The organism is Streptomyces sp. NPDC059452 (genome assembly GCF_042750035.1).
GTDB lineage: Bacteria > Actinomycetota > Actinomycetes > Streptomycetales > Streptomycetaceae > Streptomyces.
Window position 1 is genome coordinate 19,514 of sequence record NZ_JBHYVE010000010.1, and the last position, 18,692, is coordinate 38,205.

16 protein-coding genes and 1 pseudogene are annotated in these 18,692 nt (G+C 71.8%); 6 read left to right on the forward strand and 11 right to left on the reverse strand.

Translation table 11 applies throughout. The features are described 5' to 3' along the window. The first annotated feature begins 74 nt into the window (after nt 1–74). Nucleotides 75–3,623, forward strand: a complete 3,549-nt coding sequence (locus tag ACFW9Z_RS15555; protein WP_384640092.1) for a S41 family peptidase — start codon at nt 75–77, stop codon at nt 3,621–3,623. A gap of 137 nt (nt 3,624–3,760) precedes the next feature. Beyond that, nucleotides 3,761–4,293, forward strand: a pseudogene (locus tag ACFW9Z_RS15560) (MBL fold metallo-hydrolase). 82 nt (nt 4,294–4,375) lie between these two features. On the opposite strand, the gene ACFW9Z_RS15565 reads toward ACFW9Z_RS15560, so the two are convergent. Further along, on the reverse strand, nt 4,376–5,284 hold the full coding sequence (locus ACFW9Z_RS15565) for a GlxA family transcriptional regulator (RefSeq protein WP_384640095.1): 909 nt from the start codon (nt 5,282–5,284) through the stop codon (nt 4,376–4,378). 25 nt (nt 5,285–5,309) lie between these two features. Then, nucleotides 5,310–5,924: an isochorismatase family protein gene (locus ACFW9Z_RS15570; RefSeq protein WP_384640098.1), complete on the reverse strand. Its 615-nt coding sequence runs from the start codon at nt 5,922–5,924 to the stop codon at nt 5,310–5,312. Nucleotides 5,925–6,357: 433 nt separating this feature from the next. Between ACFW9Z_RS15570 and ACFW9Z_RS15575 the strand changes: the two genes are divergently transcribed. After that, entirely contained in the window at nt 6,358–7,365 is a 1,008-nt protein-coding gene (locus ACFW9Z_RS15575; protein WP_384640101.1) for a MarR family transcriptional regulator, read from the forward strand. A gap of 30 nt (nt 7,366–7,395) precedes the next feature. On the opposite strand, the gene ACFW9Z_RS15580 is transcribed toward ACFW9Z_RS15575, so the two are convergent. Continuing rightward, the gene (locus ACFW9Z_RS15580; protein ID WP_384640532.1) at nt 7,396–7,902 is read right to left on the reverse strand and encodes an NUDIX domain-containing protein; all 507 of its coding nucleotides are present in this window, start codon (nt 7,900–7,902) and stop codon (nt 7,396–7,398) included. Between the two features lie 187 nt (nt 7,903–8,089). On the opposite strand from ACFW9Z_RS15580, the gene ACFW9Z_RS15585 reads away from it, so the two are divergent. Further along, complete coding sequence (locus ACFW9Z_RS15585) at nt 8,090–8,350, forward strand: hypothetical protein (protein ID WP_384640103.1); 261 nt, start codon at nt 8,090–8,092, stop codon at nt 8,348–8,350. A gap of 136 nt (nt 8,351–8,486) precedes the next feature. Here the strand turns inward: ACFW9Z_RS15585 and ACFW9Z_RS15590 are convergent, their stop codons facing one another. From ACFW9Z_RS15590 to ACFW9Z_RS15605, 4 genes are all read right to left on the reverse strand, one after another. Then, nucleotides 8,487–8,699: a hypothetical protein gene (locus ACFW9Z_RS15590; protein ID WP_384640106.1), complete on the reverse strand. Its 213-nt coding sequence runs from the start codon at nt 8,697–8,699 to the stop codon at nt 8,487–8,489. A gap of 109 nt (nt 8,700–8,808) precedes the next feature. Then, the gene (locus ACFW9Z_RS15595) at nt 8,809–9,705 is read right to left on the reverse strand and encodes an SDR family oxidoreductase (RefSeq protein WP_384640109.1); all 897 of its coding nucleotides are present in this window, start codon (nt 9,703–9,705) and stop codon (nt 8,809–8,811) included. After that, complete coding sequence (locus ACFW9Z_RS15600; protein ID WP_384640111.1) at nt 9,702–10,664, reverse strand: alpha/beta fold hydrolase; 963 nt, start codon at nt 10,662–10,664, stop codon at nt 9,702–9,704. Before ACFW9Z_RS15600 ends, ACFW9Z_RS15595 begins: the two co-directional genes overlap by 4 nt. Next, nucleotides 10,661–12,286 carry a flavin-containing monooxygenase gene (locus ACFW9Z_RS15605; protein WP_384640114.1) on the reverse strand — a complete coding sequence of 542 codons (1,626 nt, stop codon included), beginning with the start codon at nt 12,284–12,286 and terminating at the stop codon, nt 10,661–10,663. The genes ACFW9Z_RS15600 and ACFW9Z_RS15605 overlap by 4 nt, the downstream gene beginning before the upstream one ends. Nucleotides 12,287–12,455: 169 nt before the next feature. On the opposite strand from ACFW9Z_RS15605, the gene ACFW9Z_RS15610 reads away from it, so the two are divergent. Continuing rightward, nucleotides 12,456–13,100 (forward strand): MerR family transcriptional regulator, encoded by a 645-nt coding sequence (locus tag ACFW9Z_RS15610; protein ID WP_384640535.1) that lies wholly within the window; start codon nt 12,456–12,458, stop codon nt 13,098–13,100. A 39-nt stretch (nt 13,101–13,139) separates the two neighbouring features. On the opposite strand, the gene ACFW9Z_RS15615 is transcribed toward ACFW9Z_RS15610, so the two are convergent. Next, the gene (locus ACFW9Z_RS15615) at nt 13,140–14,918 is read right to left on the reverse strand and encodes a serine/threonine-protein kinase (RefSeq protein ID WP_384640117.1); all 1,779 of its coding nucleotides are present in this window, start codon (nt 14,916–14,918) and stop codon (nt 13,140–13,142) included. 127 nt (nt 14,919–15,045) lie between these two features. Continuing rightward, nucleotides 15,046–15,861, reverse strand: coding sequence for an exodeoxyribonuclease III (locus ACFW9Z_RS15620; protein WP_384640120.1), 816 nt, complete (start codon nt 15,859–15,861; stop codon nt 15,046–15,048). A gap of 50 nt (nt 15,862–15,911) precedes the next feature. Between ACFW9Z_RS15620 and ACFW9Z_RS15625 the strand changes: the two genes are divergently transcribed. Further along, a complete protein-coding gene (locus tag ACFW9Z_RS15625) occupies nt 15,912–16,397 on the forward strand; it encodes a GNAT family N-acetyltransferase (RefSeq protein WP_384640122.1) in 486 nt (161 codons plus the stop codon). Nucleotides 16,398–16,511: 114 nt separating this feature from the next. On the opposite strand, the gene ACFW9Z_RS15630 is transcribed toward ACFW9Z_RS15625, so the two are convergent. Continuing rightward, nucleotides 16,512–16,982, reverse strand: a complete 471-nt coding sequence (locus ACFW9Z_RS15630; protein ID WP_384640125.1) for a GNAT family N-acetyltransferase — start codon at nt 16,980–16,982, stop codon at nt 16,512–16,514. 44 nt (nt 16,983–17,026) lie between these two features. Beyond that, nucleotides 17,027–18,604, reverse strand: coding sequence for a sigma-70 family RNA polymerase sigma factor (locus ACFW9Z_RS15635; RefSeq protein ID WP_384640538.1), 1,578 nt, complete (start codon nt 18,602–18,604; stop codon nt 17,027–17,029). Between the last annotated feature and the right edge of the window lie 88 nt (nt 18,605–18,692).

Below are 18,692 nucleotides of genomic sequence, written 5' to 3' on the forward strand. Positions count from 1 at the left end.
GCGAAACGAAATCGTTTCGCTTGTGGGCTGCACCACAAGTTGCCCCGGGCCCTGCGCGCGGAAAGCATTGGGGGGTGAGTGACGACGTCGCGTATCTCCGTTTCCCGCACCTCCACCAGGACCTGCTCTGCTTCGCGGCCGAGGACGACCTGTGGGTCGCCCCCCTCGTCCCGGCGGGCCACCGGCCGGGCCGGGCCTGGCGGGTGACCGTCGACCGGACCCGGGTCGGCCATCCCCGCTTCTCGCCCGACGGCACCTCCATCGCCTACACGACCTGGCGCACGCTGGACCCCGAGATCCACCTCGCCCCGGTCGACGGCGGCCCGGCCCGCCGGCTCACCCACTGGGGCTCGACCGACGCCCGGGTCTGCGGCTGGACCCCCGATCCGGCCGACACCACCCATATCCTCGCCGTCTCCTCGCACAACCAGCCATTCTCGTACTTCTCCTGGGCCTACAGCGTCCCCACCGACGGCGGCCCCGGGGGGCGGCTCCCCTGGGGCCCGGTCTCCGACATCGCGGTCGCCGACCTGGACGGGGAGCGCCGCACCCTGCTCCTCACCGGTACGCCCCCGCACGAACCGGCCGCCTGGAAGCGCTACCGGGGCGGGGCCATGGGCCGCCTCTGGCTGCACGGGGAGCGCCTGCTGCCGGACATCGGCGGCCACCTTGCCTCGCCGATGTTCGTCGGCCGCCGCATCGCGTTCCTCTCCGACCACGAGGGCGTCGGCAACCTGTACTCGTGCCGGGCCGACGGCACCGATCTGCGCCGCCACACCGACCACGACGCCTTCTACGCCCGCAACGCCTCCAGCGACGGCCACCGGGTGGTCTACCAGTGCGCGGGCGACCTCTGGCTGGTCGAGGACCTGGAGTCGCCGGACGCCACCCCGCGCAAGCTGGAGGTGCGCCTCGGCGGCCCGCGCACCGGCCGGCGCCACTACCAGGTGCCCGCCGCCAGCAACGTCGACTCGCTCTCGGTCGACGAGACGGGCCGGGCCAGCGCCGTCACCGTACGCGGCAGCCTCTACTGGCTCACCCACCGCGACGGCCCCGCCCGCACCATCAGCGACACCCCGGGGGTCCGGGTGCGGCTGCCGGAGATGCTCGGCAGCGGAGGACAGGTCGCGTACGTCACCGACGCGGACGGCGAGGACGCGGTGGAGGTCGCCTACCTGCCGCGCGCCAGCGGCGACCGCGCCCCGCGCCGGCTCGCCTCGGGGCAGCTGGGCCGGGTGCAGGAGATGATCTCCGACCCGGCGGGCGAGCGCCTGGCCATCGCGTCGAACGACGGGAGGCTGCTGCTCCTGGACACGGGGGAGGCGGAGGCGGGGGGCGCGGCTGATGTGACGGGTGCGGCAGGCACTCCCGAAGGAGCCGACCCGACGGACCCGACCGGGACAGCAGGCACGGCCGACGGGACCGGGGCGACAGCCGCGACAGGGACGACAGGGACAGCCGACGGGACCGAAGCAGCCGAGGAGCTCCGGGAGCGCCCCCGTACCGGCTCCACCCGCACCGGCTCCACCCGGGCCGACCTCTACGCGGCCACCGGCGCCGCCGTCCCCGACAGCATCACCGCGTCCGTCGACGAGCACCCCGGCCTCACCGAGCTGATCCGCTCGGTCAACGGCCCCGTCCGCGACCTGGCCTTCTCCCCCGACGGCGACTGGCTGACCTGGTCGCACCCGGGCATCGGCCGCTCGCTGCGGCAGATCAAGCTGGCCCGGATCTCCGGCCCCGGCGCCCCGGTGATCGTGGACGTCACCAACGGCCGCTTCGAGGACGAGAATCCCGTCTTCACGGAGGACGGCCGCTACCTCGCGTTCCTGTCCTGGCGGGGCTTCGACCCGGTGTACGACGTCCACACCGGCGACCTCTCCTTCCCGCTCGGCTGCCGCCCGTACCTGGTCCCGCTCTCCTCCGCGACCCCGTCCCCCTTCGCGCTCTCCCCGGACGGGCGCCCGGCGGCGGGCGGCCTGGACCCGATAGACGTTCCGGAAGGAGGGGGTACGGGCGAGGGGTCGACGGTCATGGTCGAGTTCGAGGGCCTGGAGAGCCGGGTGACGCCGTTCCCGGTCTCCGCCTCCAAGTACTCGGCGCTGCACCCGGTGAGCGGCGGCGGCCTGGTCTGGCTGCGCTGGCCGATCTCGGGCGCACTGGGCGAGACGTTCGCCAACCCGGCCGACATGTCGGGCCGCCCCACCCTGGAGCACTTCAACATCGCGAAGGCGCGGAAGACCGAACTGGTCGACCACCTCGACTGGTTCGCGGTCAGCGGCGACTCCTCGCGTCTCGTGGTGATGGACGACGGCGAGCTCCGCGCCGTACCGGCCACGGAACCGGGCGACACCGACTCCACGGTCTACCTGGACCTGCGCCGCATCCTGCACGAGGTCGACCCGGGGGCGGAGTGGCGGCAGGCGTACGGGGAGGCGGGGCGGATCATCCGCTCCTACTTCTGGGAGCCGGACATGTGCGGCATCGACTGGGACAGCGTCCTGGACCAGTACCGCCCCCTCGTCCAACGGGTGGCCTCTCCCGACGAGTTCGCGGACCTGCTGCGCGAGGTGCTGGGCGAGCTGGGCACCTCGCACGCGTACGTCTCCCCCGCCCGCCGCAACGAGGGCCCGCCGCACTACCAGCGGGCGATCGGCCTGCTCGGCGCCAACCTCGTCTGCCGGGACGGCGCCTGGACCCTCCAGCGCATCCTGCCCGGCGACTCCTCCGACTCCAAGGCCCGCTCCCCGCTTGCCGGTACGGGCATCAGGGAGGGCGCGGTCCTCACCCACGTGGACGGCCGCCCGGTGGACCCGGTGACGGGCCCGTACCCGCTGCTGACGGCGGCGGGCGGTACGACGGTGGAGCTGACGTTCACCCCGGCGGGCGGCGGCCCCTCCCGCCGGGTGGCGATCCTGCCCCTGGTCGACGAACGCCCGCTGCGCTACCAGGACTGGGTGGCCAAACGCCGTGACGTCGTACGGGAGTTGAGCGGCGGCAAGTGCGGCTATCTGCACATCCCGGACATGGGCGGCTCGGGCTGGGCCCAGTTCAACCGGGACCTACGGCTGGAGGTCTCCCGCCCCGCGCTGATCGTGGACGTACGGGGCAACGCGGGCGGCCACATCAGTGAGCTGGTGGTGGAGAAGCTCACCCGGAAGATCCTCGGCTGGGACCTCACCCGTAACGCGCAGGCGGTGAGTTACGCCTCCAACGCCCCGCGCGGCCCGGTCGTCGCCCTGGCCGACGAGGCGACCTCCTCCGACGGTGACATGATCACCGCCGCGTTCCGGCTGCTGAAGCTGGGCCCGGTGGTGGGCCAGCGGACGTGGGGCGGGGTGGTCGGCATGACGGGCCGTCACCGTCTGGGCGACGGAACGGTGATCACGGTCCCGATGAACGCGGCCTGGTTCGACACGTACGGCTGGTCGGTGGAGAACCACGGCGTGGAACCGGACGTGAAGGCGCTGCGCACCCCGCTGGACTGGGCGGAGGGCCGGTACGCGGTCCTGGACGACGCGGTACGGGTGGCCCTGGAGCTCCTGGCCGCCCACCCGGCGTCGACGCCACCGTCGTACGACACGGCCCCGGACCTGCGGAGGCCGCCGCTGCCACCGAGGTAGCGGAAGGCAACTGCCCACGCGGGAGCAGGTGTTCTACCCACCCCCGGTGACAGCCGAGACAGCCGAGACAGCCGAAGCCCTCCCCGCCCTCCCCGCCCTCCCCGACCCTCCCTGATCCCCTCCCTGATCCCCTCCGTCTGACCGTTCTGGGGTCCGCGACGCCCTACCCGAGCGTGGACAACCCCTGCTCCGGGTACCTGGTGTCCGGCGGCGGGGCCCGGGTGTGGGTGGAGGCGGGCAGCGGGACACTGGGCCCGCTGCAACGGCACGTACGACTGGACGAGTTGGACGCGATCTGGATCTCGCACCTGCACGACGGCCACCGGGCACGCGTCGGGGCGCTCACCCTGACCAGCCGGGCGGTGGCACACGGCGTCCCGGCCTTCGCCCTGCGCGTGGAGGCCGCGGGCAGGTCGCTGGTCCACTCCGGGGACACGGCACCGTACTGCTGTGCGAGGCCGAGAGCGCGGAGCCATCGGCCGAGGGCGACCAGGTGCACCACACCCCCGAGGACATCGGTACGACGGCGACGGCGTCCCGGGCACGCAGCCTGATCGTCACCCATGTGGGCCGCTTCCTCACCCCTTGGGAGGCGGTGTCCCGCGCCTCGACCCGGTACACGGGCCCGATCGACTACGCGGAGCCGGGCGCCACGTTCCCGATCACCTGAGCTCCGGGCTCCGGGCTCCGACTGTCGGTCGCACGGCAGTCGGCCACCCGACCGGCCGGAGGCGTTCGGTCGTCCGGCGCGGTCAGGCCGTACGGGCGCGGAGGCGGCGCAGCATGCGCGGGTCCTCGAAACCGACCGAGCGGGCGGCGGCGTCGACCGTCGCGCCGTGGCTGATGAGGTGCTGGGCGCGTTCGAGGCGGAGGGTCTGCTGGTAGCGCAGGGGCGTGAGCCCGGTGGCGCGGCCGAAGAGGCGGGTGAGGGTGCGTTCACTCACGCCGACGGCCGAGGCCAGGGCGGGGAGCGGGAGCGGCTGGTCGAAGCGGGCGTCGATGAGGTCCTGGGCGCGGTGCACGGTGTCGTCGAGGTGGGACCGGTGCCGGAGCATCGCGCTGGACTGCGGCTCGTGGCCGTTGCGGCGGGCGTAGACGACCATCTCCCGGGCCACCTGGGCGGCGACGGCGGGCCCGTGCCGGGTCGCGACCAGGTGGAGGGCGAGGTCGATGCCGCTGGCAATACCGGCCGAGGTGATCACCCGGTCGTCGGCGGTGAACAGGACGTCCCGGACGACCATGGCCCTGGGATGGCGCAGAGCCAGCTCGTCCTGCACGTCGTGGTGGGTGGTGCAACGGCGGCCGTCGAGCAGCCCGGCCCGCCCCAGCGCCTCGGCCCCGGCGCAGACGCTGGCCACCGTGCCGCCCCCGGCGTGGTGGTCCCGGAGGGCCTGCAAGGAGGCGGGGCCGATGACGGGTTCGCCGTCCGGGATCCCGGTCCGCCAGCCGGGAACCATGATCAGGTCGGCTGGCCCGAGCTCGGGCCAGCCGAGCCCGGCCACCAGCGGCAGCCCCTGGGCGGTGGGTACCTGGGGCTGCTCGGCGACGTAGGCGAGGGAGTAGGGGTGCCCGAAGTCCGCGGCGGTGGAGAAGACCTGCGCGGGACCGGCCAGATCCAGCAAGTGGACTCCGGGCACCAGGAAGAAGACGACGTGGCTCACGATCCGGTCATCATGCCCGAAGCTCTCACGCCTGGTCCACTGCTGCCTGAAGCCCTGCCGCGGCCTCCAGCTCGTCCACGGTCGCGATGGTGGCGAAGCGCCCGGCGAGGGCGTACTCGGTCCGCCTGATGACCGCCTCGGCAGGCAGGGTACGGGGGTCGGCCAGCAGTTCGGCGACGCTCAGGTCGGCGGGGGCGTCGCGGTGCGGGATGGGGTTGGTCGCGGTGGCGTCGATGGCGACGGTGACCTGGTAGCCGAGGTCACTGCCGACCCGGGCGGTGGTCTCCACGCACTGCTCGGTGCGGATGCCGCAGAGGGTGAGGTCGCGGATACCGCGCTCGGTGAGGAGTTGCTGGAGGTTGGTGGTGGTGAACGCGTTGTGCGAGGTCTTGTGGATCAGCGGCTCCCCCTCCGCCCGCTCCAGCTCCTCCATCAGCCGGACATGGCCGAGGGCCGGGTCGAAGACATCGCCGGAACCGGGCTCGGAGTGCAGGACCCACACCACCTGGTCCCCGGCCTGCCGGAAGAGCCGGACCAGGCGGTTCACCTGGTCGGCGATCTTGAGGTCGGAGAGGGTCTCCCACAGCGGACGGGCGCGGAAGGATTCCTGGACATCGATGACGATCAGTGCTCGGGTCATGCCTCCCAGCCTGGCCGCGCGGGCGGGTGGGCGACAGGCAGCATCGGGTCCGGAAGCGGACCGATCCGGTCAGGGAGCATCGACAGACTCCCGGGTCTCGGGCCCCGAGCCCCGAGACCCGGGAGGGACTGTTCACTCTTTCGGATGTACGCAGAGAAGGCGCGGGCCCGAAGCTTGAGCTTCGGGTTCCGGGCGCCGGGACACGAGCGCCGAGGTTCGAGCTTCTTCAGTTACCGGTAGGGAAAGAAGGGAAGTTGGGAAACCCCCCACCCCTCCCTACCTCGTCACGACCAGCAAGTATGACTAATTCAGGGCAGGTTGCGGCGCGATCACGCGGCTGCTTACGGTGCCCTCAACGAATCGACCCCGACCGGTGTAGGAGCACCAAGCCGGGGTCTCACCGCAAGATCGAACAACACAGAAAGTCGACCCCGTGGCTACCCAGCACCTTAGCTCTGCCCAGCGCGCACCGGCACGCTCACACCCGTACCCGAAGGCAAAACCCGGCTACGGCAAGCGCTCGGCACCCGGCCAAACTCCTGCCACAGGAACAGAGTTCGCCCTACTCCCCGAGCGCGAACGCTATGTAGCCGGATTCGTCGACCACCTGCCCGACGGCGCGGCGATGGACATCAAGACCCTGGCCAAACAGCTCCCGCTCTACGGCCAGCAGGCCGTCTCCTCGGCCCTGACCGCCCTGTCGGTCGCCGGACACCTGCGCCGGGTACGCCGCCCGGCGGGCGAGGGCGACCAGGTCCGCTGGGCCTTCCGGACCTTCTGGTCCCGCACGGCCCGCGACAACGAGTGGTGGAACGCGTTCCTGGCCACACAGGACACCGGGGCACTTCCGGCACCAGCACAGGAGCAGGGCGGCCCGGAGCCGGAAGCGGAAGAGAAGCCCGTACGACACCCGCACCCGCACCCTGCCCAGCGGGAAGCGCAGACAGAGGCACAGACGCAGGCACCAACGACAGGTGCAGCCCCTTCCCCCGCCTACCTGGCCCTGGCCCAACTCGGCTTCCGTGAACCCCGCTTGCTGCTCTCCGCCAAAGACTGCGAGACCTTGCAGGAGCTGGCACAGAGCTGGTTCGACCGGGGGGTGGACGCGGACTACCTCTTCCAGGCCCTGACCTGCGGCCTCCCGAGGGTCGTCGACTCCCCCATGGGCTTCGTCCGCGACCGCCTCACCAGGAAACTCCCGCCCCACCTGCCACCCACACCTCCCCCGCCGCCCACGCCGGGCGCCACTACCCACCACCTGCTGGTCGAGTGCACCGAATGCGGCGCCCCGGGCCGCCCCGAATCCCTCCCCGACGGCCTCTGCGGCCCCTGCCGCCGATCCGTACAGGAGACCACCTCCACCCAGGGCCCACCCCCACCCCCAAGGCCCGACGCCCACCTGCTCGCCGAACAGATCCGAGGACTGCTGAAGTCCGTCTGAGAGCCCGACGAAACTGTTGCGAGCATCAACTCACCAGTTGGTCGCGCCGTCGTGGAGGTACATCGGCCGACCGTCCTCCAGAGCCTTCACCGCCGCGTCCAGTCGCCGCCGCATCCGCTCGCTGACCAGCTGGCGTGCCGTCTCCAGCGGAATGAAGCGGGCCTCGGACAGTTCCTGGTCGTGGGGCCGTAGAGCCTCGTCATCGCAGAAAGTGCCGCCGTCGAAGATGAAGGCGATCTGGTCGTCCAACGGTCCGTGCGGGGCGACCCAGTCCACGACCAGGAGTCCGAGCAGATCGATGCCGCGGCCCAACTCCTCTCGCAGCTCGCGCCGGACGGCTTCCTCGGGCGGCTCGTTCGCTTCGGCCATGCCTCCCGGCAGGTCCCAGCCCGGCTTGTAGGTGGGGTTCACCAGCAGCACGCGCCCGAGCGGATCTCGGATGAGCACGTCCGCCGCGACACGTTTGCGGGCCTGCCGGGCATTGCCCTCGGCGAGGTACGCGTTCCAGGCATCAGGGTCGGCAGGCGTGGGACTCAGTTAGGGGTGCCTCCCTGGGGCGGGATGATGTCGGCGAGCAACAACATTCTTGCCCGTCGCGCATCGTCGAATCGCTCCAGGTACTGACGGACCGGCGCGTGTGCCCTCTCGGGCTCGAAGAGGCGGCGTAGTGCGTCGAGTTGACGCGCTACCCGCACGGACCCAAGCGTGCGTGGAGGCGGGACAGATGGGCACCGACGGCCGTTCGACGATGGACATGAAGCTGGCTGCGGCCGACGGGCCCGCGCGGATCACCTTCGAGCCCGGGGGAACCGCCTTCACGCTTGCCGCCGAGGAGTTCATCACGCTGCGGCTGGACCCGAGTCTGGCCTCTGCCGTCGAGATCGCCGTCTGGTCGAACGGGATCTCGGTCTGGCTGCCCTATCCCGGGGAGTCCGACTACCTCGTCCTGGACTCCGACGGCCAAGAGGTGGCCCGCCTGTGGTGACCCCCGGCCCGGGACCGGACCGGGACCGGCCCCGTAACGCAGGAAGGAGGCGCACCCGGCAACCCGGATGCGCCTCCTGAAGCGACGCGTACGCACGCGCACAGCGCAGCGCGCACGCGTCACACCTCAGCGACCGTCAACGGTCAAAGCGCTCGCGCGCCTGGTCCTTCGCGTCCTGGGCGCGGTCCCGCAGGCCCGTCGACGCGTCGGAGCCGTGCTCCTGGTCCCGGCCCCGGTTGCGGGCGTCCGACGCCCGGTCCTGAGCCTGGTCCTTGCCCTGGCCGGCCTTCTGCTTGGCCTGGTCGGCGAGCTCCTGCGCCTTGTCCTTGAACTGGTCTGCAATACCCATGCTGTTCACTCCTGTGGGATGCGTGGGGTACGTGGGGATGGCCCCCAGCGGGGCCTCGCCCAGCGTTGCACGACGCGACATCCCGCGCATTTCGGACCGCTACCGAACGTCACGTACGGTCAGTGCGCTCCGCACGCGCGTCCTGGTCCGCCGCTCCCCCGGCGCCCACCAGCCCCTTCGGCACCGTGTGGAGCCTGGGCTCGAAGCGCCGCATCTCGCGCTGTCCGCCGATCGCGATGACCGAGGGCAGATAGCCCCGGACCGACTGCATCCCGCGCAGCCACCACTGGGCGTACACATGCGGGGAGCGGCGCGCGATGCCGTCCACGATGCGGTCGACGGCCGGGCCGAGCGGATACGTACGGTTCATCGGCCACGGCAGCCGCTGGCGCAGCTCGCGCATCACCTCGTCCTGGTCCGCGCCGCGCACCATGTCGGTGTCGGTCCAGGAGAGGTAGCCGACCCCAACCTTGACGCCCTTGTAGCCGACCTCGGCCCGCAGGCTGTGCGCGAACGCCTCCACGCCCGACTTCGACGCGCAGTACGCCGTCATCATCGGCGCCGGGGTGATCGCGGCCAGCGAGGCTATCTGGAGGAAGTAGCCGCGGCTCTCCATCAGCACCGGCAGGAACGCCCGTCCGGTGACCGCTCCGCCGATCAGGTTCACCTCGATCACCCGCCGCCACGCGTCCGGGTCCGAGTCGACGAACGGGCCGCCCGAGGCGACGCCCGCGTTGGCGACGACCACGTCGACCTTGCCGAACCGTTCCTTGACCTCGCGGGCCACCCGGGCCATCGCCGTATGGTCGGTGACATCGGCGAACCAGTGGTCGCTCTCGCCGTGCAGCCGTTCGGAGACCTTCTTCAGCTCGTCCGGCTCCAGGCCGACGAGCGCCAGGGTCGCGCCACGCGCCGACAGCTTGCGGGCGAGCAGTTCGCCCACGCCCCGGGCCGCGCCGGTCACGACGACGACCTGGCCCTCCAGACTCCGCCTGCTGCTGCTCATGCGACATCCTCCTTCTTCTGAGACATTGCGGTGGTGGCGGCCGTCGAGGGCGCGACGTACCGGGTGGCCAGTTCCCTGAGCTTCGCCGTGACCGCCTCCGGGGCCTCCACCGGCGTCATGTGCCCCATGCCCGCCAGCTCGGTCAGCCCGAGGCCGAGCGGGAGCGCCGCCGCTATGGCCCGCGCGTGGACCGGCGGGGTGAGCCGGTCGTCCGTACCGGCGATCACCGCCGTCGGCACCCGCAGTTCGCGCACGTCCGCCGTCACGTCCAGCCCGGCGAGTACGTGACCCCATCCCACCCGCGCGCGGCGCGGGCACGCGTGCACGATCCGGGCGCAGACGTCGACCCGCTCCGGGGGCGAACCGGCGCCCATCGTGGCGTACTTGAGGAGGCGCCTCGACACCGGATTGACCGGGCCGAGCGGCGCCCTCGCCCCCAGGATCGTGGCCGTCAGGCGGGTACGGAACGCGCTCGCCCGCAGCGGTACGACGGTGGCCTCGGCGGTCAGCCGACCACTGCCGGTCGAGCAGAGCAGGACCGCCGCGGCGTGCTCGCGCAGGCCGGGGCGGCGGGCCGCGGCCATCAGCGTCATGCCGCCCATGGAGTGCCCGGCGAGCACCGCCTTCCGCCCGGGGGCGAGGGTGGCGGCGAGCACCGCTTCGAGGTCGTCGGCGAGCGCGGGCACGCTGTAGCCGCCGGGGCCGGGTTCGGGGGTGAGGCCGTGGCCGCGCTGGTCGTAGGCGATGACGCGGTGGTCGGCGGCGAGGTCCCGGATCTGCGCGGCCCAGAAGTGGGTGTTGCAGGTCCAGCCGTGGGCGAGGACCACCGCCGGGGCGTCCTCGGGGCCGTACAGCTCGACGTGTACGCGGGAGCCGTCGGCCGACCGTACGAAGAGGTCGCTCGCGGGGACGGGCGGGGTGGCGGGCGGGGTGGTGTCGCGGCGCAGGAGGCGGCTCATCGTGCGGCCTCCTCGGTCACGGAGTCCCGAGATGCCACGGAGTCCCGGGATGCCACGGAGTCCCCGGCGGCGACGGTCTCCCGCTCACCGCGCCGCGGCTGCTCCGGTACGAGCCCGCTCCCGGCCAGCCGCCCGGCACCCGGCTTTCCGGCCGCCCGGATGACGTCGTACTCCGCGAGGTCCACCGACCGTGTCTGCCGCCGGAACTCCCCCGTCGTGCCCGGCCAGACCGTCGTGTTGCGGCCCTCCGCGTCCAGGTACCAGCTGGTGCAGCCGCCGGTGTTCCACACCGTGCGCTTCATCCGCTCCTGGACCTTGTGGTTCCACGCGGTGACGGCGGTGGAGCGGGCGCCGAGCGCGGCGCGGCCGCCCAGCACGTTCAACTGGCGCAGATAGTCGGCCATGTAGTTCAGCTGGGACTCGATCATCAGGATCATCGAGGAGTTCCCGAGGCCCGTGTTGGGGCCGATGATCGTCATCCAGTTGGGGAACCCGGCGGCGGTGGCGCCGCGCAGCGAGTTCATCCCGCCCTTCCAGGTCTCGGCGAGGGTGATCCCCTCCTCACCGACGACCCGTTCCGCGATCGGCATGTCCGTCACATGGAAGCCGGTGCCGAAGATGATCGCGTCGACCTCGGCCTCGCTGCCGTCGGCGGCGACGACGGTGGAGCCGCGTATCTCGCTGAGCCCGGAGGCGACCACGTCCACATTGGGCTGGGCCAGGGCCGGGTAGTACGTGCTGGAGAGCAGGATCCGCTTGCAGCCGATGCGGTACGAGGGGGTCAGCTTGGCCCGCAGCACCGGGTCCTTGATGGCCCGCGCCATGTTGGACTTGGCCAGCTTCTCCACCAGGCCGAGCTGGTCGGGGTGCTTGGTGAAGGCGCCCACCTGCAACTCCCGTATGCCCCACAGCAGTCCGCGGCGGGCGGTGCCGGTCGCGGGTATCGCGCGGTGGAGTGCGCGTTCGGCCTTGCTGATGGTGCGGTCCATGCGCGGCATGACCCACGGCGGGGTGCGCTGGAAGAGGGTGAGCTTCGCGGTCTTCGGCTGGATCGCCGGGACGATCTGGATGGCGGAGGCGCCCGTTCCGACCATCGCGACCCGCTTGCCCGCGAGGTCGTAGTCGTGGTCCCAGCGCGCGGAGTGGAAGACCTTGCCGGGGAAGGAGTCGAGCCCGGGTATGTCGGGCATCTTGGGGTCGGAGAGCGGCCCGGTGGCGGAGATGACGACATCCGCGCGCAGGGTCGTGCCGTTGGCGGACTCGATCACCCAGTACAGGTTCTCCCGGTCCCAGCTCATCAGCTTCACCTCGTGGTTCAGCCGGATGTGCGGGCGGAGCCCGAAGGTGTCGGCGACGCGCTCCAGATAGGCCCGGATGTGCTCCTGGCCGGAGAAGGTGCGCGGCCAGTCGGGGTTGGGGGCGAAGGAGAAGGAGTAGAGGTGGGACGGTACGTCGCAGGCGCAGCCGGGATAGCTGTTGTCGCGCCAGGTGCCGCCCACCGAGTCGGCCCGCTCCAGGACGACGAAATCGGTGATGCCTTCGCGGCGCAGCCGGACGGCGGCCCCCAGGCCCCCGAATCCGGTACCGATCACCGCCACACGTACGTGCTCCTGCTGGGCCATGCTGCCGCCTCCCCGCGGTACGTCACGCCACCTTGCCAGCAATCACTGGCATGGTTCGGAGAGTAGAGCAGGCTCGTACTGATGGGTAGGGGGCGGACCGAGGAAAGTTACTGGCGGTACAACATAGGGTGCCCCTGTGGCTGAAGGACGCGAGCACCGCGAATACCGCATGGAGGAGCTGGCCAAGGAGGCCGGCATCACCGTGCGGACCCTGCGCTTCTACCGGGAGCGCGGCCTGATCCCGCCGCCCCGCCGCGAGGGGCGGATCGCCTGGTACGACGACCACCACCTGGCCCGCCTGCGGACCATCACGGGCCTGCTGGAGCGCGGCCACACCCTCAACGGCATCGCGGACCTGGCCGCCACCTTCGAGAGCGGGCGCGATGTCGCCGAGGTGCTGGGGCTCGGCGAGCCGACCGAGGAGACCCCGGTCCGCCTCACCCCGGAACAGCTCGCCGACTACTTCGAGGGCGAGGTCACCCCGGAGAACCTGGCCACCGCGCTGGACCTGGGCTATCTCGCCACCGACGGCGACGAGATCGTCCACATCAGCCGCCGCCTCCTGGAGGTGTCTGCGGAGCTCGTACGGGAAGGGGTGCCGCTGGCCACGGTGCTCTCCTCGGGCCGCCGCGTCCGCGAGCACGCGGACGCTCTCGCCGAAATCTTCGTACGCGTACTGCATGCCCACGCTACGGAGACCGAACCGGCCCAACTACGGCCACTGGCCCGCGCGGTGGTCGACGCGGAGCTGTCGATGGCCCTGGACCGGCGGCTGCGCCGCGAGGACGGCACGCAGCCCCCGAAGGTGGAGTGACCCCTCCCTGCCCCTCCCTGTCACGTCGGAGCCGGTCGCTCACACGCCGTCCAGCCGGGTGCCGGACGTCCCGCGCAGCCGGAATTCGGCGATGTGGAAGTCCTTCCGCGTCTGTACGGTGAGCCCCACCAGATAGCCTCTGTCGAAGCGGAGCGGGTGGAGGTGGACCCACCAGAGGCGCTTCTGGAACTCGTAGGCCACCCACAGCGCCTGGCCGTTCGATATCGCCGAGGCAAGCACCGCGAGAGCATCCTGCTGGGCGAAGCTCGCGGCGCCACGGGCCGCTTTTCGCACCTCTTCCGCCTCATCCGTCTCGTCCTCCCAGTGGGACGGGGCGTCCTCGTCGGCTGCACGCCGCTGCCTGGCCGCAACCCGCCGGGGTCGCCAGCGGTAGACGTAGTCGCTGTAAAGAAGCCCGATCAGGACGGCGGCGAGCAGCCCGCCCACGGTGATGAATCCGGACGTCCCCAGCGACGGGCCGACCTCACGTCCCGAGATCACCAGAGTGAGCGCCACCAGCCCACCGAGCACCAGCAGCACCACCGCACCGAGACCCAGAAGCTGCTGTGCCGTCAGGCTGCGCGCGATCACCTCGTCACCGGACAGCACGCGCGGCGGAGGCAGGGCGGAGCCGGGCAGCGGTCTGGTGAGGGCAGCGGTGGGGATCGGACCGGTGGTCGGGGCCGGGATGGGGTTGGGAGCCGGGTTCGGGTCGAGGCCCGGGTACCGAGGGGTCGTCGCCTCTTGGCCCCCGCCGAGCACGGTCGAGGCGTTCGGATCAGCGTGGACACCGACGACCGCGGAAACGTCAGAGACATCAGAGGCGTCGGAGATGTCAGAGGCGTCGGAAGCGTCGTGGGCCTCGGATGCGTCAGAGATGTCAGAAGCCTCGGAGACCTCGGAGGTGATCGCGTCCGGGTCGATCATCGTCGCGGCCAGGGAAGGTGCCGCCACTGGCACGGGCGGAGCATCCACCGGCAGGGGCAGTCCCGCGATCCGTTCCCGCACCGCGGCCGCGGTGGGCGGCCGGTCCTCCGGCGCTTTGGCGAGGAGATCCAGCACCAGCACGTCCCACGCGGCCGGAAGCCCGTCCCGGAGCTCACCGGGTGGTAAGGGAGCCTGGTGGACGTGCTGGTGCGGAACGAGGTGCCAAGGCCCCTCGGAGAAGGGCGGCCGGCCGACCAGGGCCGCGTACAGCAAGCAGCCCAGGGAGTAGAGATCACTGCGGCCGTCGAGTGGGACCGTGCCGACGGCCTGTTCGGGAGACATGTAGGCAACGGTGCCCACCACATGGCCGGTGCGGGTGAGGGTGGGCAGATCGAGCCTTTCGCCCTCCAGGCGGGCGATGCCGAAGTCCAGGACGGTGGCATGCCCGTCGGGGCCGATCATCACGTTCGCGGGCTTCAGATCACGGTGCACGACCCCCGCCCGGTGCATGGCCTCCAGCGCCGCGCAGATCCCGTCGCCCCAGCGGGTGATCTCCGCGAGCGACGGGGTCCGGGTGCCGAGCAGCCGGTTCAACGGCTCACCCGGGACCTCCTCCATCACCAGGTACAGCAGGGGGCGTCCGTCGACGAACGCTTCGCCCGAATCGTGCGCCTCCACGATGTGCGGGTCGCGCAGCAGAGAAGCCACCTGGATCTCCCGGCGGAACCTGCGGGCCAGCTCGGAGGTCGCCGACTCGGCGAAACCCGTCAGCGTCTTCACGGCGACGCCGCGCCCGCGAAGTCGGTCATGGGCCCGCCACACGGTCCCCATGCCGCCCGCGCCGAGCGGCTCCCGCAGCTGGTAGCGGCCGCCGAGTATCGCCCCCCGCATGTCTCCCTCTCCCCCACGCGCTCCCCACACGCACCATCGGCGCGCCCGCCGGATCATTGTCAACCGAACGGGCCGGGGTCGCCAGACACCCGCGCCGACGGGGACCGCGTCGGGGGACGGCTGCCCCCTACGGGCCGAAGACGACCGTCACGGGCGCATGATCACTCCACCGTTCCGCATGGCTCGCGGCCCTCTCCACGTACGCCTTGACCGCGCGGGCGGCGAGGCCCGGTGTGGCGATCTGGTAGTCGATGCGCCAGCCGGAGTCGTTGTCGAAGGCGCGGCCCCGGTAGGACCACCAGCTGTACGGCCCCGCCACGTCCGGGTGCAGCTTCCGCACCACGTCCACGTACGCGGCTTCGTCGAAGACCCTCGTCAGCCAGGCCCGCTCCTCGGGCAGGAAGCCGGAGCTCTTCTGGTTGGCCTTCCAGTTCTTCAGGTCGGCCTCCTGGTGGGCGATGTTCCAGTCGCCGCAGACCACGACCTCACGGCCGCCCGCCGCCGCCCGCGTCTTCAGGCCCTGGAGGTAGGGGAGAAAGGCCGCCATGAAGCGCTCCTTCTCGTCCTGCCGCTCGGTGCCGACCTCGCCGGAGGGCAGGTACAGGCTCGCGACGGTCACGCCGGGGAGGTCGATCTCGACGTACCGGCCGCTCGCGTCGAACTCCTCGGCGCCGGGGACCTCGTACCCGCCGAAGCCGATCTGGACCCGCTCCGGCGCCTGGCGGGAGTAGAGGGAGACCCCGGCACGGCCCTTGGCGGCGGCGGGGGCGTGCACGGTGTGCCAGCCCTCGGGGGTACGGACCTCCTCGGCCAGCTGGCCGGGCTCGGCGCGGACCTCCTGGAGGCAGACCACGTCGGCTTCGGTGCCCGCTAGCCATTCCACGAAGCCCTTTTTCGCGGCGGCGCGGAGCCCATTAACATTCACAGATGTAACAGTCAGCATCAGGAAACAGTACCTACCCTGCCCCTACTCATAGATTTACGATATTTCGCATGAACATCCGTCCGCGCCGCTTCGACCACCCCGACGCCGTCAAACTCAATGACCAGGTGCAGTTGGAGTACGCCGAGCGCTACGGCGACGAGGGCGATATCACACCCCTCGACCCCGCCATGTTCGACCCGCCGCACGGTCTGTATCTGCTCGCCTACGACGAGCTCGACCGCCCGGTGGCCACGGGTGGCTGGCGGACCCAGGACCGTAACCCCGAGGGCTATGCCGACGGCGACGCCGAGATCAAGCGAATGTTCGTGATCCCCGAGGGCCGGGGCCGGGGTCTGGCCCGCCGGATGCTCGCCGCCCTGGAGGACGACGCCCGTGCGGCCGGGCGCGTCCGGATGGTCCTGGAGACCGGCGACCAGCAGCCCGAGGCGGTGGCGCTGTACACGTCGAGCGGCTATGCGGTGTGCGAGAAGTTCGGCCACTACCGGGAGTACGAGAGCAGCATCTGCATGGCCAAGCCGCTGCGTCAGCCGTGATGCGCTGACGCGTGTGGGGTTGGACCTACCGCCTGCGCCTGGACCCGGATCCGCCTCCGCGTCCTGAGCCAGGCGCACGGCCCGGGTCCAGGCCCGGGGCCAGGGAAGCGTTGCTTATGCGGACCCGCCGAGCACCAGGACCACATGCTCGTCCTCCCCGTGCCTGACCGTTCCAGTCGCCTCGAACCCGCACTTTTCCAGCAGCCGGATCGAGCCAGTGTTCCCGGCGACCGGGTCCGCGTAGAGCGGGCGGACCTTCTCCCGCTCCAGGAACACGGTCAGCGCCTCGGTGCCTATGCCCCGGCCCCAGTACGGACGGCCGAACCAGTAGCCGATGAAGCGCCGCTCGCCGTCCCACCAGGCCACGATGTTCCCGGCCGGCTCACCGTCCACGACGACCGTCTGCACGAACACCGTCGGGTCCCCCAGCACCTTCGCGGTCCAGTGCGCCATGAACGCCTCCCGCTCACGGGGGGCGAACCTCGACCTGCGGACCGCCTCCGGGTCGTGCTCGTACGCGAGGAACACCTCCAGATCGGCCTGTTCGACATCCCTGAGCCCCACCACTGTCTCCGTTGTCTCCATGCTGAACGAGTCTGGCACCCGGCACTGACAACCGGCCCGGCCGCTCAGCGCGGAGTGCCCAGGACCTGGGTCCAGTAGGGGCCGCGCGGGGAGTCGGCGATGCCCACGCCGACGTGGACGAAGTCGCAGTTGAAGATGTCGTCGTCGCGGCCGGGGCTGCTGCGCCACTGCTCGGCCACGGCCGCCGGATCGGACGGGCCGGTGGCGATGGTCTCGCCGACGGCGGACCAGAGGTAGCCCGAGTCGGTCACACGCTCGCCCATGCCCCGGCCCGTGGAGTCGGTGTGGCCGAAATAGCCCCGGGCCGCCATGTCCTCGGAGTGGCGCTGGGCTACCTCGGTGAGCCGGGGGTCGGTGCGCAGGCCCGGGCAACCGCTCTCGGCGCGCAGGGTGTTGACCTGGGTGACCAGCCGGGCGTCCGGGCCGGGAGGCGGGGCCGTGGGCGAAGCCGTGGTGACGGAGGGCGCGGGGGCCGCGGTGGACGGCGGCCGGGAGGCGGGGGCGGTGGTGGCGGTACGGCTCGGCGTGGGCGAGACCGTGGTGGCTGAGGGCGTGGGGAGCGGCTCGGCCGGGGCGGCGGCGGGCGGCGAGGGCTCGGGGCTGTGGGTCGCGCTCCCGCCCCGGGCCTCGGGCGGAGTGGGGGCGGAGGGCCAGAACAGTACGGCGAGCGTGGTCACGGCGGCCGCACCGGCTATGAGCCCCGCCGCCTTCCCGGCCGAGAACACGGCCGGAGCCACGGCCGGGGCGGCGGCGGGAGCGCCGGAGGCCGAGACCGATGCGGCCGAGGCGGCCGGAGTGACCGCTGAGGCGACCGGGGCCGAAGAGGCGAAGGCGACCGCCGCCGAGGCATGCTGCCCCGTCTCGTACAACGGCACCACCAGAGCGAGCCCGGAGAGCAGCCCTTCCGGCGGGACCAGCCCCGTACTCCCGGCGGAGCAGGAGGCGCAAACACGCATATGCCGGGCAATTCGCTTACGCCACAGGGGCGTCGGCGTACCGTCCCAGTCGCCGTCGCCCAGCAGATCCTCCAGGGCCGGGCAGCGCGGGTCGGACGCCAGGGCCCGTACGACCGCACGCCCCACGTCGAGCTGGTTCTTGACCCGCTGTACGCGTACGGCGGCGTGCTGCGGCGAGAGCCCGAGCGCCTCCGCCAGCTCGGCACGGGTGAGCTCCCCGGTGGTTTCCAGCCACCACAGGGAGAGCACATCGCGTTCCGCGTCGTCCAGCCAGCGGGTCGCCTCGGCCGTCTCGCGCCGCTGGCCGGAGAGTTCGAGGCGCAGGATCGTCAGGTCGACGAAGTCGGCGGCCGGGTCGGCGGGGTCCTCGGACTCCTCCAGCGGGGCGGGCCGATGGCCGAGACCGGCCCAGCGGGTGCGGACCTGGTTCATGGCGATGGCGACGAGCCAGGAGCGGAAGCGGGCCGGGTCGCGCAGGGAGGGCAGGCCGGAGAGGGCCCGGAGCATGGTCTCCTGCACCACGTCGTCCACGTCCGGATGGCCGTTGAGGGCGCGCCCGACGATGTTGTAGACGAGCGGCAGGTACTGGGCGGCCAGCCGTTCCCCGGCGGCCCGGTCGCCGTTCCTCGCCGCGACGACCAGAGCGGTGCTGTCCACGCCGTTCACGTCCTTCGTTCCGTTCACCACGTGCCCACGTCCCGGACCGGCCGGGACGCGCCCGCGGGGGCGTGGGACACGTCACCCCCGGGGGATT